The following is a 19,718-nucleotide window of genomic DNA, read 5'->3' on the forward strand; positions in this document are numbered from 1 at the left end:
GAACTTACGCGTGAGTCGTTGTCTCCATAGACAGCGACTCACGTACACATGCTTAATCGGTCGCCAGGCCCTTTTCTTTGAGCAGGTTCCAGACTTTCCAGGGAGCAATCGGCATATCGATGTGACGCACGCCCACGTGTGATAGAGCGTCGACAACAGCATTGACAATCGCCTGTGGTGCTCCCACGGTGGGAGATTCTCCGATCCCCTTGGCTCCAATCGGATGATGCGGCGATGGCGTGACAGTCTTATCCGTCTCCCAATGAGGCGTCTCCATCGACGTGGGAATGAGATAATCCTGGAAGGTGCCATTCAGGATATTGCCGTTCTCGTCGTAGGCCAGCTCTTCATACATCGCTGGAGCCAATCCCTGCGTCAGGCCGCCATGCACCTGTCCCTCGACGACCATCGGGTTGATAATCGTGCCACAATCGTCCACCGCCATGAAGCGACGAATATGGACCTGTCCGGTGCCGCGGTCGATGTCGACGACGCAGATGTAACTCCCAAAAGGATAGGTCAGGTTGGGCGGATCGTAGTAGTTGACCGCTTCCAATCCCGGCTCTAAGAACGGCGGACAGTTTGTGTAGGCGGCAAAGGCGAGTTCCTGGATGGTCTTCCCTTTCGCCGGAGCTCCTTTGACAAAGAAGCGTCCAGGCTCCCACTCAAGATCCTCTTCGCCAACTTCCAGCAGATAGGCGGCGATCTTCTTGGCTTTGTCGCGGACCTTGCGTGCAGCGAGCGCGGTGGCTGCTCCACCGACCGGCGTGCTTCGACTGGCATAGGTGCCCAGGCCATAGGGAGCAGTATCGGTATCGCCATGCTCGACATCGACGTCGTCCGGCGAGAGACCTAGCTCGGCAGCGATGATCTGCGCAAACGTCGTCTCGTGTCCCTGTCCCTGCGTCTGCACGCCGATGCGGGCGATGGCTTTGCCGGTTGGATGGACACGAATCTCGCAGCTATCAAACATCTGGATGCCTGCGATATCAAAGTGGCGACCTGGACCAGCTCCGACGATCTCGGTAAATGATGAGATACCGATCCCCATCAGGATACCTTGAGCGCGTTTTTCGGCCTGTTCGCGCCTCAAGCCCTCGTAATCGATGTTCTTCATCGCCAGCCTGAGCGCTCCCTCATAGTTCCCGCTATCATAGGTCCAGTCGAGCGCGGAGCGATAGGGGAAAGCTTCGGGCTGGATGAAGTTCTGGATGCGCAGGTCGGCCGGATCTTTTTTCACTTCGTAGGCGAGCGTGTCCATGATGCGCTCAATCAGATATGAGGCTTCAGTCACGCGGAACGAGCATCGATACGCCACGCCGCCGGGTGCCTTGTTGGTATGCATGGCATCGACTTCGACAAAGGCGTGCTTGAAATCGTACGATCCTGTACAGACGTGGAAGAGTCCCGCCGGAAACTTCGTCGGCTGAGCAACCGCATCAAAGGCTCCATGATCGGCCAACGTGTAGACACGCAACGCCTGCACTGTGCCTCCCTTATCGGCGGCGACCTCGGCGTGGATGTGATAATCACGGGCGAAGCCGGTACTGCCCAGATTTTCCGAGCGATCCTCGATCCACTTGACAGGTTTGCCCAGCTTGAGTGACGCAACTACGGCACAGACATAGCCCGGATAAATCGGCACTTTATTGCCAAAGCCCCCACCGACGTCTGGAGAAATAACGCGAATACGATGCTCTGGCAGGCCCGAGACAAGCGCTAAGAGTGTGCGATGCGCGTGCGGCGCTTGCGAGGTCACCCACAGGGTCAGCTTTCCTGTCGCTGGATGATAGTCAGCAACGCAGCCGCAGGTCTCAATCGGCGCGGGATGAATACGCGGCACATACATATCCTGCTTGACCACGACGCCATTCGCCTCGGCTTCCGCAAAAGCCTGATCGGTCGCGGCCTTATCTCCTGTCTCCCAGTGATAGATCTGGTTGGTTGGCTGCTTGTCCTTCTTATCGGGACGCAGCAAGGGCGCGTCGGGAGCCAGCGCTTTTTTGGGATCGATCACGACCGGGAGCGGATCGTAATCGACGTCGACGGCAGCGGCTCCGTCGGCGGCGGCGTAGCGGCTGGTGGCGACGACGAACGCTACTTCTTGCATCTGGAAATGCACGCGATCGAGTGCCAGGACGGCCTGCATATCGTTGGAGAGAGTCGGCATCCAGGCGAGTCCGGCGGCATCCAGATCGCGACCTGTGATCACGGCCACGACGCCCGGAATCTTCATGGCCTCACTGATGTCGATGTTGGTAATCATCGCGTGGGCATAGGGACTACGTACAACATCGCCGTACAGCATGCCTGGCAGCTGCACGTCATCGACATAGTTGCCCTGTCCGCGAATAAAACGAGCGTCTTCTTTGCGCTTAAATGATTCTCCCAGACCATGGGTAAATGGAACTTCGATAGCCATGATTTATACGCCTCCCTCTCCAGAGCCGACAGCACTCTTTTCGGTCTCCTGCAATTTCTCGGCCGCATACTGGATCGCTTTGACGATATTGACATATCCTGTGCAGCGACAGAGATTGCCCGAGATCCCGATCCGGATCTCTTCTTCAGTCGGATGTGGATTGCGCTGGAGTAATGCGATGCCGGCCATCATCATGCCAGGAGTACAGTAACCGCATTGCAGAGCATGTTCCTCATGGAAGCCAGTCTGCATCGGATGCAGGTGACTGTTCTGCTCTAATCCCTCAACGGTCATAATCTGACGCTCATCGCTCTGCACAGCGAACATCGTACATGATTTTGTGGCTTTACCATCGACAAGAACGGTGCAGGCTCCGCAAGCAGTTGAGTCGCAACCGATGTGGGTCCCAGTCAGATGAAGTCCGTCGCGCAGCCAGTGTACCAGGAGAGTTCGTGAGTCAACCGTATCCTCATAGACAGTACCATTAATCGTCGTATGAATTGTATGCTTACTCATCTAGCTATACTCCTCCTTGTGCACGAGAGAGCGCTATGTGTAGCGCACGCGAACAGAGCGTATGGACCATCGCACGTTTGTATTCCGCAGGACCACGGGTATCGCTGCTCGGCTGAGCAGCCGCCGCTGCAAGATCTGCTGCCAGCTTGATAGCGGCATCATCTGGCACCTTGCCCAACAACGATTGCTCGGCGTCACGGGCCTTAATAGGGCAGGGACCGACATTCGTCAGACCAATTCCCGCCTGCTTCACCTGTCCCTGTGCATCCAGACTGAGAAAAGCCGCCGCACCCGCAATGGCATAATCGCCGACCTTACGTTCAAGCTTGCAGTACGCGCCTCCGCTGCCAGGGGTAGAGGCCGGGATGCGGATCTCTGTGAAGATTTCGTTGGGTTGTAATGTGGTCTCAAAAGCGGAATCGGTAAAAAATTCGGAGGCGGGGATAATGCGTTGGCCCGCCGGACCCTCTACGACAAAGCTGGCTCCGATGGCGAGCATTGTCGCGGGATGATCATTGGCTGGATCGGCATGCACCAGATTGCCACCGACCGTGGCCCAATTACGTACAATAGGGTCCGCAACGCTGGTTGAGGTGTCATGCAAAATGGGATAACGCGCCTGGATCAGCGGATTGTGATCTAATTCGGCTTCACGGGTCAGAGCACCGATGTGCAGGATGCCGTCTACTTCTTGAATATACTCTAGATCATTGATACGATTGATGTCAATAAGGATCGATGGGCTCGCCAGTCGGTAACGCAACACAGGGATAAGACTATGTCCACCGGCCAGGATTTTGGCTTCATCGCCATGCTGCTCCAATAAAGCAATTGCCTCTGGAACAGTCTTCGCTACGACGTAGTCGAAGGTACCCGGAATCAAAGTATCACCTCCAGCACTATAAAGCACGTCCATGCAAAAAGTCTGATCGTGTCTCTGCAAGCAGTATAGTGTGAAAGCGCTAGCACGATGTACCTCCTTTCGTAGGGAATCGTGCCTACGAAAGGAGGGTAACTTATCATCCAATCAGAGCCATCCCTGTTTAACCGCAACCATAACCGCCTCGGTCCGGTTCTTGACCCCCAGCTTATGCAGCATCTCCTGCACATATCCCTTAACGGTATTTTCGCTCAAGTAGAGCTGTGTGGCGATCTCCCGGCTCGATAATCCCTGAGCAATCAAGCGTAGCATCACGAGTTGCTGAGCGCTCAACGGGTCCAGAGCGACGGTCGCCTTTGGAATATCCGGCGCGTGATTATGGCGGATCTGCGCGAAGACCGAGACGGCGACTTTGGTATCAATCGCAGCTTCGCCGCGTGCCACGGCACGAATCGAGCGTTTGAGGTCGAAGCGCTCGATGTCTTTGACGATGAAGCCACGCGCTCCCGCCTGGATACATTGGCTGACCAGGTTTTCTTCGGTGAAGGTGGTGAGGATGATCACGGCGGTGGCTGAATATCGCTCGGTTATCATGCGACAGAGATCGATGCCATTAATGCCCGGCAGACGAATATCCAGTAAGGCAATGTCTGGCTGCTGCTCCTTGATGAGTACAAGCGCCTGTTCAGCGTCAGCGGCATCCCCGACGATACGAAAATCCGACTCTGCTGCGAGCATAGCTTTGAGTCCCTCGCGCACCATTTCATGATCGTCGATGATCAATAAAGTAATCACAGTGGAATCATCACCTTTACAATTAATCCGCCATCCTCGCCATTCACCAGCAGAAATTGACCATGCAGATCCTCGATGCGGCGCTGCATGCCCTTCAGTCCCAGATGGACACTGCTGTGGTTATAGTTTTGCAGCGCCTGTTCTGGTAAGCCAATTCCATTATCCTGCACCACCAACATGCACTGCTGATACGTCACGCGCACGGTGACGATTACGATAGTGGCATGGGCATGGCGCTGGACATTTAAAAGGGCTTCCTGCGCTACGGTCAGAAGCGTCTGCTCGATAGGAGGCGACAGGGCCGCCGTCCATTCGGCAATCACCAGATCAGCTTCGATGATCGCGGTCTCGCGCAGATCGCTGACCAACGATTGCAGCATTTTTACCAGGCCACCTTCGGCAAGTTCGGCGGATGCAAGAGCAAAGATGGCGTCTCGTACCTGTGCTGTTCCCAGTGAGGCCAGTTGTTGGATCGTATTCAATGCGGGTAAGAGAGGTGAACTTTTTGCGAGCTGATCTTTCATCCAATCGGCCTTCAGGCCAATCGTGAAGAGAGTCTGTTGGACACGGTCATGCAGTTCCTGAGCAATGCGGCTACGCTCCTCGATCAACATGCGCTGCTTCTGCGTCTCGGTGAGCTCATTGTGCAGGCGCTCCAGATCGGCGGCGAAGCGGCTGAGCTCAGCGTTGCGATGCTCCAATTCGGCGGTACGTTCGCGTACCTCACTCTCCAACTGGGCCGCATAAGCCTCCATCGCCCTTCTCTCGCGCTCCACCAGTTGCGCGTTGTGAATCGCAACGGCCGCTTGTGCCCCCAGAGCTTCAACCAGCTCGAAGTGACGCGTCGTAAAGCGACCCGCTTTCGTATCGCCGATCAAAAAGGCACCAAGTGAGGTACCATCGCGGGTACGCAGGCGTACGCCCAGGAAACTGCGGACAGGAATGTGGCCTCTGGGTATTCCTACATAGCGCGTGTCAGTTAAGACATCGTCGACGAGCATCGAGGTATCTCCCCAGAAGACTGGATGAAGAAGTCCAATACCTTCAACGGGTCCCAAAGTACGGAAGTGCTCAACGATATGAGTAGTGGCACCTGAGATGGCTGCCAGCGTGAACACCACTTTGTTAGCAGGCAGTTCGACGCCGGTGATCTCTGGTACCAGAAAAAAGGCAGCATATTCCGCTGAGGTCAATTTGCGGGCCGCATCAGTCATCATCTGGAGCAGGCGCTGCAAATCAAACTCAGAAGTTAAGGCCATCGCGATCTTATCCAACTGTGCAAGCTCTTCTGCCTGTCGTTGCAGATGCGCAATAAGCTGTGCACGACCATCGTCGATACTTTGAGCCATATGCTTAAGCGTTTCACACTGAACAGTTGAGACACGTTAATCGATACTCACTATAGTACCATATGCAGATGAAATCTGTTGGCTACGATTTCGTCAGCAAAAAGGTTCCGCTGGCCGTATCAACGCCCGGATAGGACCAGATGCCATGCCAACTATTATCTGGATAAAGTACAGCATCATACTGGCAGTTTAAGATAACTGCATTCCCTTGCAAGGCGGTCGGATCAGTAAACGCCAGAAAAATTCCCTTACCATTTCCATAGGCCGCAGTGACTAGTTGGAGGCGCTTCTGATCAGCAGGCGAGAAATGATCCAGCGTATTTTCGGTGCCGGTCACGCCCACCACGCTATTGTAATCTAATTCGGCAAGAGTACCTTCAATAGATCCATTGCCCTGAGGATTCAGGCTTAAGACACCACGAAAACTTCCGCCTATACTATAGGTAAACTGCCCACTCCACGCTCCTCCAAGGGCAACAAATGGCGTCGCAGTGGGTGTAGGTACAAGTGTAGGTGTGGGAACCACGGCGGTGGGTGTAGGTACGACATCTTTCTGGGTGAGTTTGTAGATACCAAATGAGCCCCCTATCAACAGGATCAGGGCTCCTACTGCCACGGCAACGATCCACCAGGGAAACGGTTTGGGTGCCGGAGGCGGGGCCGCGACGCTGAACTGAATGGTGGGGCCTTCACTAAAATCGTCATCAGGATTGGCCTGGTTGACGACATTCAAGCGAAAAGTGTAGTCGCCCGCCGGAGCCGTCGATGGAGCAGCAATCAGGACGGTATACTGTTGGCTGCCAGAGGCGGCGATATCGCGCTCGGCTTCTCCTTGCAGGGTCAACCAGGAGATAATGCTCTCCGGCTGAGAGACGAGATGAGCTCGGCTGTGAATGGTCTTCGCAGTCGTATTTGAGACTGTAAAGGCATCTTGTCCCTGTCGACGATCGTCGAGTGTGATGCTATTGGTGGCCGCAGTAATCGCAAATGGACCCGACATGATGAATTTCCCCCTCTAAAAAAATAGCGTCGTAACTCTTTGCACCAGGCGCAAACGCCAGCCAACGTAGCGCCGTGGTCTTGCGCCCGGCGACCAGTTCACGCACGAATACGTCCAATAAAAGACTCTGTATACGCAATTGTCTGTCTTTTCGAGCAAGGATGACAGGCAAAATGATATTTATAGTTACGTACGTCACGAGCCCGCCGGGCACAAGACCACGGCGCTACGTTGGCTGGCCTGTCACCTCACGGCTTCACGGATCTGTTCGGGAGGCACATCTCCTCTGCGACCGAGGCGTGATGACCATTGGCAGAGCATTACGAAGTTGTGAATGTAAAGGTAAAGGTGCCACTGATCGCCTTGGAACCAGGCGCAAACCAGACGCCGTGTAAACTGTTATCTGCATCAAGAACCGCATAATATTGATAATTCAATTGGGTAGCATTCCCCTGTATGACCGTTGTTTCGGTGAAGGTCAGAAATACACCCTGGCCTTTGCCATAGGCTGCGATAGCAATCTGTAAGCGCTGCTGATCAACAGCGGAAAATTGGCTCAAGACGTCTTCACGTCCAGTCACATTTACGATGCGCGTGTATTTGAGTACGAAGGAAGGGCGCTGAGAGAGTGTTCCATCAACCGTGTCGCCATGCATGACATCCAGGCTTAAGAGGCCGCTAAAGCCTCCAGTGCTATTCGTAACCTGACCAGTCCACGTTCCCAGCACGGGATCAAATGGAGTCGGTACCGCCGCTATCGGTGTGGGAACAATGTCTTTCTGGGTGAGTCTGTAGATGCCAAATGAGCCTCCGATCAGCAAAATGAGGACTCCAATCACTACGGCAACGATCCACCACGGAAAGGCTTTTGGTACGGGGGCCGGCGCAGCAACCGAGAATTTAACGGTTGGACCTTGACTAAAATTGTCATCGGGATTGGCCTGATCCACGACATCCAGGCGAAAGGTGTAGTCGCCCGCCGGAGCAGTAGGAGGGGCGGCGATCAGAACCGTATATTGCTGGCTACCAGAAGCGTCAATATCGCGCTCGCTTTCCCCCTTGAGCGTCAACCAGGCGTTGATACTTTCCACCTGGGCGACTATGTGAGCTCGACTATGAATAGTCTGCGCGGTCGTATTGGAGACCGTAAAGGCATCTTGTCCCTGTCGACCATTATCCAGGGTGACGGTGTTCGTGGACGCCGTGATTGCAAATGGACTCGACATATGGATTCCTCTCTTCTGAGATCCTTGATCCTTGGCGATTTACTTCGGCGCGAAGATACAGGCAGCGGCTCCGCCTGCGTTGAGACATTGGATGCTGAGCACTCCATGAGCTTTGCCTGAAAAAATTTTCAGGTCCGCATTGGTCAGTGCTCCCACGCCGGACAACGTTTGCTGCACGGGCAGGATGTCTTCCTGCCTTGTCAGCATCACGGTGGCCGAGGCTCCCTGGGACAGACGTAACGAGACGACGCGTTGACTATATGATGATGCCTGGATCGCGAATGTACATGTAGCACCGGCCGGCACGACAATCGTCCCTTTCTGAAGACAACTTGCCGTTGCAGGAGTGAGGTCCGTCAACTTTAATGGCTGCGGCTGAGTGAGCGTGTTTCCAAAACCAGTCAGCCAACCTGGCACCTGGAACGTCCGATCATCTGAGTGTCCCGCCCCGAGATAGATCGCTACGATGAAGAGCAGGCCGCATAAAAATAGAATACCGAGAAAAATTTTCGCTCTCCTCATACCCATGTCCTCCTTTCTAAAAATAGAATTTCAATGCGTTTGTTAATGCAATTTTTGGGTTGGCTCTAGCTCGTCTTGCACTTGAAGTTCATAGGTATCATAGGCAGGCTTCTCCGACTCGATAATACGTTCAATCAAGGGGCGGTAGATCACGGCACTCTGCGGGATACGAATCCGAAAGTGAAACGGCATGGGTAGATTATCAGGTCCAACGACCTGCTCATCCAGGACAAAACCCTGGATGCCCGTCGCTGTCTCCAGGATACGGAGCAGCCCTTTGGCCGTACCGCGCCACTGCGCTAAAAATGGAGCGGCGGCCACCAGTTCGCGCAACCGTCCCATGCCACTCGGAAGGGGCGGAGGCGAAAAGTTTTTGACCCCCTCGGGACGCTCCGACAAGAGGCGATCCAGATCAATCCAGCTCGCCAGGAATGGTACGAAGGCATCCGGCGTGCGATACGGATCGAAAAAGGCATCAATCGTATCCAGGATAGCCTCGTCAGGCGCGGGCAACGCCTCCATGACCTCCAGCAGCGCAAATAGAGGAGTACCCTCCTGAAGCGTGCGCTGGAAGACTCCAGGAAGAAGCTGCTCAATTTCAGTCCGCTTCATCTTCGCTCTCCACCGTGATATCGTGTGCTCCGGAGACAAACAACCAGGTTACAGGCAAAGTGACTTTATCCAGAAACTCCTTTTGAGAGATCGATACATAATTGACTCCCCCATTCGTGCTGCGTAAAACGCCTTTGCTTCCACCAGCCAAAAGCTGCTGCGCTCCGGGATCGGTCGCCAGCGTGAGCACCGGAAGAAAGCGTCCCTGATCGCGCAGCGGCAGGCCGCAGCCGACGTCCAGCTTCTGCCAGGCGGCATCGCGGGAATGGAGATCAAGGCGCAGCACGCCGGAACGATGGGAGGCCACAAGCACCTGTCCTCCAGCAAAAGTGATCGCGTGACAGCTCCCACCATCCCAATTTTTACCAAAGGCCTGCCACTTATCCGGTGGATCTTCTGATCCAAGCAACTCCCAGACAAAGCAGCCTTTGCCAGGATCATCACCACTCTGCGCCGCCAGACCCGCCCATAGAAACGAGCGTGGACCATCGATCTGCACCACCAGCTCACGCACATCCATCCCTTTGAGTCCGATCGAGCGAAAACCATTGGTGGTCCCGCTGGAGGTCGAAAGATAGATACCCGCAGTGTTCTGAGCCGCCACCGCAATATTGATACTCCCACGAATATCCATACTGGCAACGACCGCATAAAAGCCAAGCGTTTGATTCGACTTGTCGACGACTATCTGGACCGGGCTGCTGCTGGGCTGGATCGCCAGTTCATACAACCCAACATTGGTCGCCAGCAGCAAAAGAGGCTCACCGTTACGCAGGTACCAGGCCAGATCCTGCACCTGAAAGGCAAGCGAGTAGACAGTGGGATTCCAGGTCTCGGCACAATCGCGCGAGACGTAGATACGCGAACCTGTGTTGTTGGGAAGGAGTGTCACCACAGCCACCAGTCCGGCCCGGCCCGGATGCGTCTTGATGACGCTGATCTCCTCGCCGCTAAAACTACCGGCAGGTTCCCAGCCATCGCCATCGTTAAACGAGCGGAAGAGCGTGCTTCCGCTGCCCGCATACCAGACATGCGGCTGAGTTGCATCGGCAGTAATCACAGAGACATTACTCTCTGGAACCTCGTCCACCAGGAGCCTGACCTGCTCGACCCAGCGCACTCCAGGCTCAGCCAGAGCCACATCGTAAACATGCGAGGCGCGTAAAGCCTGACCGAAGGGCCAGCCAGTTGAACTGTATTGGGTTGGCAGCGGATTAATCGTCTGATAGAGGCGCTCGATCACACGTTGCTTGACGGCTTGAAGATCCTCTTCACGACGAACAGCAATCTTCGCCGAGACACGTACCGTCTTGTAGTGAGCCCAGTGTACGACACAGGTTGTACCAAGAGGACGACGCTCATCCAGGGTCTGCTGGACATGGTTCAGGGCGTCCATTGTCTGATGATCCTGAAGCGCCGCCACCGTGACCTGGCCACCTCGACGCATCTCGTCCGGGAGAAAAGGCACCAGCAGGACCTCGACCGTGCCCGGTAAGGCATAAGTCCACAAGGATGCCTGCGTTAAGGCTTTAGTCCGTGCCACAGCCTGCGAGTTATAGAAAGCTACCAGTTCAAAATCACGAGCCGTCACCGCACGTTGCAGCGAATGCAATTGCTGCGGACCCCGCACCATCGCATTATCCAGCGTCTCGGGGGCACGGCCTCCCAGAGCGGGAGCGGGATTCGTCACCTGAAGGCCATTGATAACATCCTTCAGCTTGATCAGGGTATTCGCTTCAACGTTGCCCTCTGGACCTCCGCCGCGTCGATACCACAGGCGGATCTCTCGGCCGATAGCTGGGATAGCCGCCAACGCTTCAGGGACCGCTGCTAACTGTCCATCTTTTTGCTCCAGGCGAGCAGCGGGCGCGAAGATAATCATCCCTGACATGCGATCGACGAGATAGACGTACGTATCATCGCCCACATTGGCATCCGTGAAATTTTCGACTTCACGCCAGATGCGATATGTTTTACCGGCATACTCGATCGCGGGAATACGCTCACCTAATTCGTTCGCTTGCGCCTCGACACCGACCACCAGATCCAGAGCGTCGCCCGTGGCGGCCACAATCGGCGGGCGCTGCGCATTGATAACCAGGCCCGGGAGACCAGTCCCTACACCCGCCAGTTCCCCTTCAATCAGATCGCAATGGTGCGCCAGTACTTCAATCTGAGTCTCGCCCGCCGGAATCGTCGCATGTTCAGCCGTCGTAAAAATAAGGGCGTCCCCAGAGCTATCCGAGCGCGAGAGCGTGACACGCGTGCCGCGTGGAATCTGAAGCGGTTGCTCGTCTGCTCGCGAGCGCGTAAAGAGGAGCGTCACGCTCGCCGCCGCCGACGGCTGAAGATGTGTCCCGATCAGGCGCAGAAACTCGATGTACATCTTCTCCGGCACGCGATTGAGTCGATAGATCATCGTTTCGGTGAGATAGGCGAAAAGCTCCAGCAGCATCAGGCCAGGATCACCCGGTGAAAGATCAGTCCAGCTCGGGCAGGATTGGCTGATGCGACGACGCGCTTCTTCCATTAATTGGCGAAAGTCGCGATCGTCCAGATTAGGTGATACAAGTGGCATTAGCGATCTCCTCCTGCAAGATTGAAGGAATAGGTGGTTGTATCGAGCTGCTGCGTCGCAATCACTCGATATTCAAGGCTGATGATGAGTTGCTCCGGCGTCTCTGCATTGTACTCGGCGTCCAGATGCAACACCTCAACACGCGGCTCCCACAGATCAATGGCCTGACGGACATAATGAATAGCCAGTCCAGCCGTCGTCTGATCGTTCGGAGAGAAAACGAGACGATGCAGTTGACAGCCATAACTCGGTCGCATGACACGCTCGCCCGGGATGGTGGAGAGCAGCAGCAAGATAGCCTGACGCACCGATGCTCTATCATCGACCAGCGCAATGCTGCCCTGAGGAGAAAGCTTGAGTCCCGGCGCTCCTTCTGCCGTGTCCAGGTCGGGATGGATAAATTTCCAGGCCCGATAACGTGGTGTAATCATGCATCCCCCGTCACTAACTCCTGGCCGGGAGCCTGCACCGTGTATTTCACAACTCCTGGCGGCGTGCCATCGGTGAGCCCGGTCACGGTATCGAGACAGATGCGCAGGCCATCGATGCGCATAAAATCTGAATAGCCCGCATTGACCTTTTGCGTCAGCGTGCACGGTTTGATGGTCGCTCCGATATTGGGACAGCCGACAATCAGCTTCAATTCTGGATCATGTTCCACCAGCACGTTGCGCCGTCCAATCGTCACCAGACTCTGCTGGACAGGAATAATCTTGACAACCCCTAGCTCGTGCTGACAAATAAGAACCGCATCCTCAGTGAGCCACTTCATACGCGTTATCCCCTCTCAAAATCGATGTTTTTGCCACGAATCACGACTCTTTGTCCCGGAGCCTCGATCTCCAGATCGGTGGCAGCGTGGACGCGTACTTTCTGGGGCGAGAGTTCGTAGAAACTGCCCACGCTATTCTCCAGACGCAGCGTCTGTTGTCCATCATCCAGGCGGATGCGCTGGCCGCCTGGAGTAAGCAGCGTAAAACGGCGCACCTCACCACCGTCGATGCCCGTATCAGGTGGCTCATGCGTCCCATAGAGGCCGCCCAGGACAATCCCCTGCGCTGGATCTTCATGCGCAAAGAGAATCAGCACGTGATCACCGATATCGGGCAGAGCCATCAAACCCTTCCCAACACCTGCTCCAGCGCTGAGGACACCCATCCAATCCGTCTCGACATCGCCATAGGTCGAGAGCGAAACGCGCACACGTCCCAACTTCTCGGGATCATCGATCTGCGTCACCACGCCAAACGTGGCTACACTGCCACGCGCACGAACCCTCGGCTGTGGAGGCACGCTGGAAATTTCAGAGATAAAGCCGTTCTGCGCATCGATCGTATGGATAACTTTGGAGAGGATATAGCGTCCGGCCAGCGTATCGGCCACTCCTGCCACGACGACGGGCGTGCCCGGATGCAGCCGAGGATCTCCTTCTGCGATGCCCCAAAGCGTCACTTCACGCGCTACCCGCTGATCTAAATCCGCCTGAGCCAGGCCGGCTGCATGCTCATCATTGATGGCTCCCTCGTTCACAAGCGCACGCTGATCGCTCGCCTTCACGCTGGCAGGCTCAATCCTGGCACTCACCTCACGTCCGACACGCGCCTGCGAGACCAGACTCTCATGCTTCTCGATCCGAGAAGTATCCCAGCCGGTCGCGCTGACAGAGCGGCAGAGCACATCAGTGTTTATCTCAAGACGAGCCTGCAAAAGCGTCTCACCCAGCGCGAGCGGTAGAGACTCACCGATCCCTTGCAGCGTCAGGAGGTGTAAGATGTTACCTCGCACCGCCAAATAAAGTCCACAGCGCTCGGTGACCTCCTGAAGCAGCTCCAGATCCGTCTGCCGATGCTGGATAAGCCAGGGCCATAATGGTCCAGGCTCGACAGCCTGCACAGTCAGTCCCACATCCGCCACCAGTTCCTGCGCCAGATCACGGGCTGTCACCTGGACACGCGCCCGTACCGACTGTCGCTTGCGCAGTTGGTGCAGGACATCGTAGCCACGTACACGCAACTCGTGCCGACGCGTCGGTCCGTAAAAATGCTCGACGGCGGTCACCTGACCAACAAATAAAGGCTCACGGCTCTCCTCAATCGCTATCCGCAGCATGTTTCCCGGGACAAGATGAGAGACTCCCATGAGTGAGCCGGGCGGATCTGCGAAGGTGAGCTCACAGAGCGTCGGAAGCGATAGCTGCTGCTGCACCCGTACCTCTTGCAGCGCTTGCAGATCTTGAGCAGGAATGGAGACTCCATCCGCTTCTACCAGGACAGCTGGCAGGGAGTGTACATGATTCATATCGTCCCTCCCAGCACCGAGAGCGGCGGTATACGCAGTATAGAGCCTGCCGGAATGTGCAGAGGGTCCTGAATCGTATTGAATGAGGCAAGGAGTCGCCAGAGTGCAGGCACATCAGCCGCAGAAACGTTGGGATAATATTGCGCGGCGATGGCGTCAAGGCGCTCGCCCTGACTCACAACATGGACACGCACGCGATCCTCTGCCGCGCTCGTGGCCGGGATCTCCATGTCCTGAGGCGTCAACGGCTGCGTGGATACAAGCGAGGGGTCGCTCGCGGTGGTTCCCTTTAAGGGCTCGTTGACGCGCCAGAGCCGCAGGCTCAACCACGAGCGCTGCGGCGCTCCGTTCGCGTTAAATTGTTCGAGATATTCGGCCACGGCAACGACGATGCCCGGGATATTCCACGATTTTCCCCAGACAAAACGGATCAGCGGCGGTCGCTGGGATGCGCCAGTGCCACGTGTATTTTCGGCCAGATTCCAGAGCGGCATCGTGAGGTCACGGACATCATCGGTCTGAATCGAGGAGCCTGCCAGAGAGACGTCAAAGAGCAGGTTTAAATCCAATTCGGTCTTGCCTCCGCCAGTATAGAGCAGCGGATCGTCACGCAATCCGGCTCCCGTGAGCGATCCGCCGGACGCTCGACGCGACGCCACTCCTGCTTCGCGACGCATCACCAGACTGTTGGGGTTCAGCAGACAGCCTAGCCGCTCATTAGTCTCTTCCAATAAGAATGCTACCCGCTCCATGACACACCTCGCTGCTCCTCATCGAGACGCTGCTGCCGCGACCAGAGACGTCGCATCGCTTCCCAATCCTGAACATCTCCCGCTTCGACTTCAGGGAGCGACGGCCAACGTAGCGTCAGGTCTTGGGCCTGATATCCACTCGACGTACGACCGAAGGCAGGTGGCAGGTGCCGCTGCACGTGTGCCGACCTGTTCGGTTGGGGTTCGAACTCTTCCTCCTGTGGTGCGAAAAGATCGCCGTTGGACGTGGGCGTGGCGCTTGCCAGCTGCCGTTCCGGTCGTGCGTCGAGTGGGACATCAGGCCCAAGACCTGACGCTACGTGATTGAACGTGACTCTTCGACGCGTAAGATGCGCAACGAGATGGCCTATTTTCGTTGCGTATCTCGTGGGGTTCCATTGAGAGATCGTCTCGTCTGCGTTGCTTCCAGTGATGCGTGGAATATTGTCGTACGAGATGCTGACAGCACGGCGGAGCCGCGCCGCTACGTCGGTGGGCTTTGCAGGCTGCGATTGTGCTGTTCCGGATGAGAACGGGAGAGGCTGCGGTTGGGCGATCTCGTACGATGAACTGGACATCGGACGCGAGCGTCCGACGCTACTTTTGGGGTGGGGGCGTGCAGGTTGTAAGAGGTCGGGGGCATCTTTTTGGACGCGCTCTAGCCAGTGCGCGGGCGGCTGATCGGTGTCCAGATAGGTGATCTGGGATGCTGGTTGGTTATTAGCATCCCGTTTTGCACGTTCGCTTTGTAAGGCGCGGGCAGCTAGTGGCTCTTCGCCAATGCTTATGAGCATGCTATCAGCTAGCCTGTATAATGAATGTGCGAAGGCGCGTACGACGGTGGTCTTTAATGCTTGCTTCTTCATCTCAGGCTCGCTGGAGCGTCTCATATACTAATGTCAGCGTTTCGATGGCGACTTCGCGGCTCAAAGCGTCCAGAGGCGCGCCGCGCCACTCGCTTGGCCAGGCGTTGATCAGGTCCCAGCGCATCACTTCGCTTACGCCATCGCTATCCAGGATCAGGATCGAGACGTTTTTGCGTACGACTTTGCCGGCGACGGCATCCAAAAGCCAATCCCAGATCTCGTGCGAGGCGGTCAGGCCATAGCGTAGCGTGATGTCGGCGTATTCTACCGGTCCTGGGATACAGTGGACGATCTGGCTCGTCCCTCCTTCGCGATATTTAATCACCTGCACTTTGATGCCCAGTCCACTGCACGCCGTGAAGTGTCCCTCGGTCACGCCCTGAATCACCAGCTTGAAATTGTAGGCACGATAGGGATCGTTGAATACACCGGGTTGTGCACCCGACTGCCCTGCATCTGGTGCAGCGCTACCAGCATCAGCCATTGGAACCTCCTACCGTCTCGGTCTCAATACCACTCTCATACTGACTAATGCGGAAAACAATAAATTCCGCCGGTTTGACTGGCGCAATTCCAATCAGCGTGATCACTGAGCCAGCGTCAATCACGTCGGGGGGATTCGTCTCCTCGTCGCATTTGACGAAGAACGCTTCTTGCGGCGTGCGTCCCATGAGGGCTCCATCACGCCAGAGACGCGTCAAGAAGGCGGAGATATCTCGGCGAATCGACTTCCATAAGGTACGATCGTTCGGCTCGAAGACAATCCAGCGCGTACTGGTCGCAATCGATTCTTCGATCATATTGAACAGACGGCGCACGTTCAGATAGCGCCATTCGCTACTGCCATCGGCGACCGTACGTGCTCCCCAGACGCGAATCCCTTCACGCGCAAACGAGCGAATACAGTTGACTCCATGCTGATTCAACAATCCTTGTTCTTCGCGTGTGAGCTGATAGCTCAGATTGAGGGCTCCTCGCACAGCCTCGTTCGCTGGCGCTTTGTGCACTCCACGTGTGGCATCCGTGCGAGCCCAGATGCCCGCAATATGACCCGAGGGTGGCACGTCGACAAGGGTACCGGCAGCCAGTGGGTCAGAGATAGTAATCCAGGGGAAATAGAAGGCTCCAAAGCCGCTATCCGACTGGCGCGGACGCAGACCAGTAGCGGCATCTTTGGGAGCGTCGGTTTTATCGCTCGCTTTGGCTGAAGATGTCGCCGTGGCAACTTGCGTTAACAGGGAGATATTCGTGACTCCGTCAGGAGCATCCAGGATGGCGACACGGTCGCCCAGCTTTTCGCAGTGCGCCAGGACAGCCTCGTAGGATGCCGCATCAGTGTAACCAGGAGCGGCCACGATAGCAATTTCATCAACTTGTTCAAAGACATCCAGGCCCGTGCGGGTACGCCCTCCACCGGTAATTGCTCCGCCTTTCCCGACATTCACTACGAAGCAGCGACTTCCACCATTCTGAAAAAAACCGTAGACGGCCTGGGAGAGCGCTGTGCTTTTGCTTCCTTCCGCGATAAAAAAGCGTACGAATTGTGACCAGTTATTGATAGCTACTGCCTCGTTGACGGATCTGGTGGGATCTGGTGCCTCGCCAACGAAACCTGCCGTACTGGTACCGACCGCTTGAATCGGTCGTGCACCGCCAGAGACTTCCTCAATGTAGATGTCTGGTGCTGAATACGTTGCCATATGTATTGATCACCTCACCTCAAAATAAATCAAAACGTATCTCCAGGGGCTCCTGGTCTGAAACAGGAAGATCAATCAGGACTGTCTGGATGCGCCCTCGCGCTTTCGCGACCAGTTGGATAGCATGTGGCTCGCTCGGAACAGTTGAGAAGTGAAACTGTCCTCGCGCATTGGTATAGTCAGTCAGTTGAAGAGCAGGTATTTCCACGCTGGCCCCCGAGAGCGGAACGTTGCCAGGTCCCAGAACCGTTCCGCGGAGGCTAACAATGGGAGCACCACGCACCTCCAGAGGTCCCCGCACCAGCTTCACTACCGGGGCCGGACGCTGAACATAGAAGGGGACACGTAGCATCAAGGCGGGGCGCGGAGCAATGCCAAAAGCGGTCCAGAGCGTGATAGGCAGTTCAGTCAGATTCAGTTCATATTCACGCTTCTCCAGACAGGCCAGAGCAAGCTTTCCCAGCGCCTGATGAGCCTTCTCATCATCATCAGACCAGCTGGTGACCAGATACTGAAGCGCAATCGGCGTCGCGGATACGCGATTCATCCATGCTGGCGGCGGATCGACTAACGAGAAAAGATACAGACTGATCCCTTGCTTCCCATCCAGCTGATGCGGTGGACAGAGCAGAACATCTACATCGGTGATCACGCCCTTCGCCCAATCACGCAGGTCCCTATCCGCTTGATCAATCAACGCAAACCTCTCTTAGCAAACGGAGAACTCGATATCTCCTTTTTGTCGTCCAGCTATAATTAAGAACGTCCCACCGCCCAGGTTTTTACATATCAATTTCCCCGTAAATACTTCTCAGCAGATTCATACTCAACCTTACCGGCTACTCTCATAGCACCATAAAAGCTACACTTTACTTGACCAGCCATATAATAGTCAGCTATACTAATTACAACCTATCTGCTTAAATAGTATCATAATTAATACCTTCCCTAAAAGCAAGGCATAAAAGTATAAATAGTAGAAAGGCGCTTTTCAATGAGAAATATTTTGCCAATTGTCTTACTTTTTCTGGGTCTCTTGATGTTTGTAAACCTTACTCTTATATATCCCTTATCAGGAAGCAGATTCATAATATTCACTTTACTATTTCTTTTTTTAGGATTTACAGGCAGTGGTATTACTATAATTATTGCTAACAAGAGATATAAACAATAGAGCTTTGACACTCATGTCTTAATCAGGTAGAAACCCGAGAAAGTGGGCAATAGCCGATGGATCGCTTACGTAGTCCGTTCTTGATTATAGCTATCGTACTAGCGCTTATAGCCGTATGTATGGAGACCGGAACAGCACTACCAGGCATCCTGAGAAGTACTCCTGTTCCGGTGCAGAGTTTTCAGTTACCTGCACAGATCAGTTCAGCTACGGCCAAACTCAGCAGTGATCAGCAAAGTGTCGTCGATCAGGTGAGCAAGCAGGAGCGCCCTCCGGGACAAAGTGCGCCCGCTCTGGCTCTGATCGACATCATTGTACTTTTCACGATCGCTTTGATGGGCAGTGCTCTGCTCATTCCGCAACGCTTATTAGGGAGAGTGCAAGGCATCGCCACGTTGATCTTCTCGATCTTACTTATCCTGGCAGCCATACGACAGATATTCATCACGCTGGCCCTGCTGCTGCTGATGATCTCGCTTCTCCTGGCCGTGCCCTTTGGCACCATTATCTATCTGATCATTTATGGATCATTCAATCGGGGGGGCGTGGATATCGTGTTGGGGCTGCTGATGCTGCTGAAGTTCGGGATCGCTATCTGTCTCTTTCTGTCACAGCAGCGTAACCTGGAAAATATTGGGCTGATCCTGATCATACTCACGTCGCTGCTGAGCAATATTATTGTCAGCTTCCTCATCGGACTCGTGCCCAGCTTCCTGGTGAGTATCACAGATGCCCTGGGGGCAATTATCCTGGGGATAATTGCCATTATCTGGGCAGTTATCCTGCTCATCGGAGCCATCATCGCGATCATTAAAATTCTACGGCTCGGACATCCACTCAAAATGAGCAGAGGGAACAACGCTTGACAAACAAAAACGTCTTGTGATACGATCGCTACGTCTTTTCAAAAAGCAAACAGTAAATATTTCGATGAAGCAAGGATGGAATGTTGACACCCCCTCCAATGAACATCTATTGTCAGCATGCTTGCTCATCGTGCGAATATGTTCGCGCCGCATGCGGCGCAC

19 protein-coding genes are annotated in these 19,718 nt (G+C 55.1%); 1 reads left to right on the plus strand and 18 read right to left on the minus strand.

Annotated elements, in window-relative coordinates:
• Positions 1–52 precede the first annotated feature (52 nt).
• From AC27N8_RS04800 to AC27N8_RS04885, 18 genes are all read right to left on the minus strand, one after another.
• Positions 53–2,422, minus strand: a complete 2,370-nt coding sequence (locus AC27N8_RS04800; RefSeq protein WP_487064495.1) for an aerobic carbon-monoxide dehydrogenase large subunit — start codon at positions 2,420–2,422, stop codon at positions 53–55.
• Positions 2,423–2,425: 3 nt separating this feature from the next.
• Positions 2,426–2,938, minus strand: coding sequence for a (2Fe-2S)-binding protein (locus AC27N8_RS04805; RefSeq protein WP_487064497.1), 513 nt, complete (start codon positions 2,936–2,938; stop codon positions 2,426–2,428).
• 4 nt (positions 2,939–2,942) lie between these two features.
• Positions 2,943–3,854, minus strand: a complete 912-nt coding sequence (locus AC27N8_RS04810) for an FAD binding domain-containing protein (protein WP_487064499.1) — start codon at positions 3,852–3,854, stop codon at positions 2,943–2,945.
• A 111-nt stretch (positions 3,855–3,965) separates the two neighbouring features.
• Entirely contained in the window at positions 3,966–4,613 is a 648-nt protein-coding gene (locus AC27N8_RS04815) for a response regulator (protein ID WP_487064501.1), read from the minus strand.
• On the minus strand, positions 4,610–5,962 hold the full coding sequence (locus AC27N8_RS04820; RefSeq protein ID WP_487064503.1) for a GAF domain-containing sensor histidine kinase: 1,353 nt from the start codon (positions 5,960–5,962) through the stop codon (positions 4,610–4,612). Before AC27N8_RS04820 ends, AC27N8_RS04815 begins: the two co-directional genes overlap by 4 nt.
• 82 nt (positions 5,963–6,044) lie before the next feature.
• Positions 6,045–6,962 (minus strand): COG1470 family protein, encoded by a 918-nt coding sequence (locus AC27N8_RS04825; RefSeq protein WP_487064505.1) that lies wholly within the window; start codon positions 6,960–6,962, stop codon positions 6,045–6,047.
• Between the two features lie 320 nt (positions 6,963–7,282).
• Positions 7,283–8,188, minus strand: coding sequence for a hypothetical protein (locus tag AC27N8_RS04830; RefSeq protein WP_487064507.1), 906 nt, complete (start codon positions 8,186–8,188; stop codon positions 7,283–7,285).
• A gap of 39 nt (positions 8,189–8,227) precedes the next feature.
• Entirely contained in the window at positions 8,228–8,710 is a 483-nt protein-coding gene (locus AC27N8_RS04835) for a hypothetical protein (protein ID WP_487064509.1), read from the minus strand.
• Between the two features lie 42 nt (positions 8,711–8,752).
• A complete protein-coding gene (locus tag AC27N8_RS04840; protein ID WP_487064511.1) occupies positions 8,753–9,322 on the minus strand; it encodes a phage tail protein in 570 nt (189 codons plus the stop codon).
• On the minus strand, positions 9,309–11,900 hold the full coding sequence (locus tag AC27N8_RS04845; RefSeq protein ID WP_487064513.1) for a hypothetical protein: 2,592 nt from the start codon (positions 11,898–11,900) through the stop codon (positions 9,309–9,311). The genes AC27N8_RS04840 and AC27N8_RS04845 overlap by 14 nt, the downstream gene beginning before the upstream one ends.
• The gene (locus AC27N8_RS04850; RefSeq protein WP_487064515.1) at positions 11,900–12,331 is read right to left on the minus strand and encodes a GPW/gp25 family protein; all 432 of its coding nucleotides are present in this window, start codon (positions 12,329–12,331) and stop codon (positions 11,900–11,902) included. Before AC27N8_RS04850 ends, AC27N8_RS04845 begins: the two co-directional genes overlap by 1 nt.
• A complete protein-coding gene (locus AC27N8_RS04855; RefSeq protein WP_487064516.1) occupies positions 12,328–12,672 on the minus strand; it encodes a hypothetical protein in 345 nt (114 codons plus the stop codon). The genes AC27N8_RS04850 and AC27N8_RS04855 overlap by 4 nt, the downstream gene beginning before the upstream one ends.
• Before the next feature lie 5 nt (positions 12,673–12,677).
• On the minus strand, positions 12,678–14,198 hold the full coding sequence (locus AC27N8_RS04860; RefSeq protein ID WP_487064518.1) for a phage baseplate assembly protein V: 1,521 nt from the start codon (positions 14,196–14,198) through the stop codon (positions 12,678–12,680).
• Complete coding sequence (locus AC27N8_RS04865) at positions 14,195–14,950, minus strand: CIS tube protein (protein WP_487064520.1); 756 nt, start codon at positions 14,948–14,950, stop codon at positions 14,195–14,197. Before AC27N8_RS04865 ends, AC27N8_RS04860 begins: the two co-directional genes overlap by 4 nt.
• Positions 14,938–15,816, minus strand: coding sequence for a hypothetical protein (locus AC27N8_RS04870; RefSeq protein ID WP_487064522.1), 879 nt, complete (start codon positions 15,814–15,816; stop codon positions 14,938–14,940). Before AC27N8_RS04870 ends, AC27N8_RS04865 begins: the two co-directional genes overlap by 13 nt.
• A gap of 1 nt (position 15,817) precedes the next feature.
• On the minus strand, positions 15,818–16,300 hold the full coding sequence (locus AC27N8_RS04875; protein ID WP_487064524.1) for a phage tail protein: 483 nt from the start codon (positions 16,298–16,300) through the stop codon (positions 15,818–15,820).
• Positions 16,293–17,516, minus strand: coding sequence for a phage tail sheath family protein (locus tag AC27N8_RS04880; protein WP_487064526.1), 1,224 nt, complete (start codon positions 17,514–17,516; stop codon positions 16,293–16,295). The genes AC27N8_RS04875 and AC27N8_RS04880 overlap by 8 nt, the downstream gene beginning before the upstream one ends.
• A 19-nt stretch (positions 17,517–17,535) precedes the next feature.
• On the minus strand, positions 17,536–18,213 hold the full coding sequence (locus AC27N8_RS04885; RefSeq protein ID WP_487064528.1) for a carboxypeptidase-like regulatory domain-containing protein: 678 nt from the start codon (positions 18,211–18,213) through the stop codon (positions 17,536–17,538).
• 533 nt (positions 18,214–18,746) lie between these two features.
• On the opposite strand from AC27N8_RS04885, the gene AC27N8_RS04890 reads away from it, so the two are divergent.
• The gene (locus tag AC27N8_RS04890) at positions 18,747–19,556 is read left to right on the plus strand and encodes a hypothetical protein (protein WP_487064530.1); all 810 of its coding nucleotides are present in this window, start codon (positions 18,747–18,749) and stop codon (positions 19,554–19,556) included.
• Positions 19,557–19,718: the final 162 nt, after the last annotated feature.

The sequence above is a fragment of the Dictyobacter sp. Z7_2 genome, assembly GCF_057551105.1.

Bases quoted from the DNA above. Each gene is read 5' to 3' on its own strand.
- AC27N8_RS04800 (WP_487064495.1), bottom strand. From the start codon at position 2,422: ATGGCTATCGAAGTTCCATTTACCCATGGTCTGGGAGAATCATTTAAG.
- AC27N8_RS04805 (WP_487064497.1), bottom strand. From the start codon at position 2,938: ATGAGTAAGCATACAATTCATACGACGATTAATGGTACTGTCTATGAG.
- AC27N8_RS04810 (WP_487064499.1), bottom strand. From the start codon at position 3,854: ATGGACGTGCTTTATAGTGCTGGAGGTGATACTTTGATTCCGGGTACC.
- AC27N8_RS04820 (WP_487064503.1), bottom strand. From the start codon at position 5,962: ATGGCTCAAAGTATCGACGATGGTCGTGCACAGCTTATTGCGCATCTG.
- AC27N8_RS04825 (WP_487064505.1), bottom strand. From the start codon at position 6,962: ATGTCGGGTCCATTTGCGATTACTGCGGCCACCAATAGCATCACACTC.
- AC27N8_RS04830 (WP_487064507.1), bottom strand. From the start codon at position 8,188: ATGTCGAGTCCATTTGCAATCACGGCGTCCACGAACACCGTCACCCTG.
- AC27N8_RS04835 (WP_487064509.1), bottom strand. From the start codon at position 8,710: ATGAGGAGAGCGAAAATTTTTCTCGGTATTCTATTTTTATGCGGCCTG.
- AC27N8_RS04840 (WP_487064511.1), bottom strand. From the start codon at position 9,322: ATGAAGCGGACTGAAATTGAGCAGCTTCTTCCTGGAGTCTTCCAGCGC.
- AC27N8_RS04845 (WP_487064513.1), bottom strand. From the start codon at position 11,900: ATGCCACTTGTATCACCTAATCTGGACGATCGCGACTTTCGCCAATTA.
- AC27N8_RS04850 (WP_487064515.1), bottom strand. From the start codon at position 12,331: ATGATTACACCACGTTATCGGGCCTGGAAATTTATCCATCCCGACCTG.
- AC27N8_RS04855 (WP_487064516.1), bottom strand. From the start codon at position 12,672: ATGAAGTGGCTCACTGAGGATGCGGTTCTTATTTGTCAGCACGAGCTA.
- AC27N8_RS04860 (WP_487064518.1), bottom strand. From the start codon at position 14,198: ATGAATCATGTACACTCCCTGCCAGCTGTCCTGGTAGAAGCGGATGGA.
- AC27N8_RS04865 (WP_487064520.1), bottom strand. From the start codon at position 14,950: ATGGAGCGGGTAGCATTCTTATTGGAAGAGACTAATGAGCGGCTAGGC.
- AC27N8_RS04870 (WP_487064522.1), bottom strand. From the start codon at position 15,816: ATGAAGAAGCAAGCATTAAAGACCACCGTCGTACGCGCCTTCGCACAT.
- AC27N8_RS04875 (WP_487064524.1), bottom strand. From the start codon at position 16,300: ATGGCTGATGCTGGTAGCGCTGCACCAGATGCAGGGCAGTCGGGTGCA.
- AC27N8_RS04880 (WP_487064526.1), bottom strand. From the start codon at position 17,516: ATGGCAACGTATTCAGCACCAGACATCTACATTGAGGAAGTCTCTGGC.
- AC27N8_RS04890 (WP_487064530.1), top strand. From the start codon at position 18,747: ATGGATCGCTTACGTAGTCCGTTCTTGATTATAGCTATCGTACTAGCG.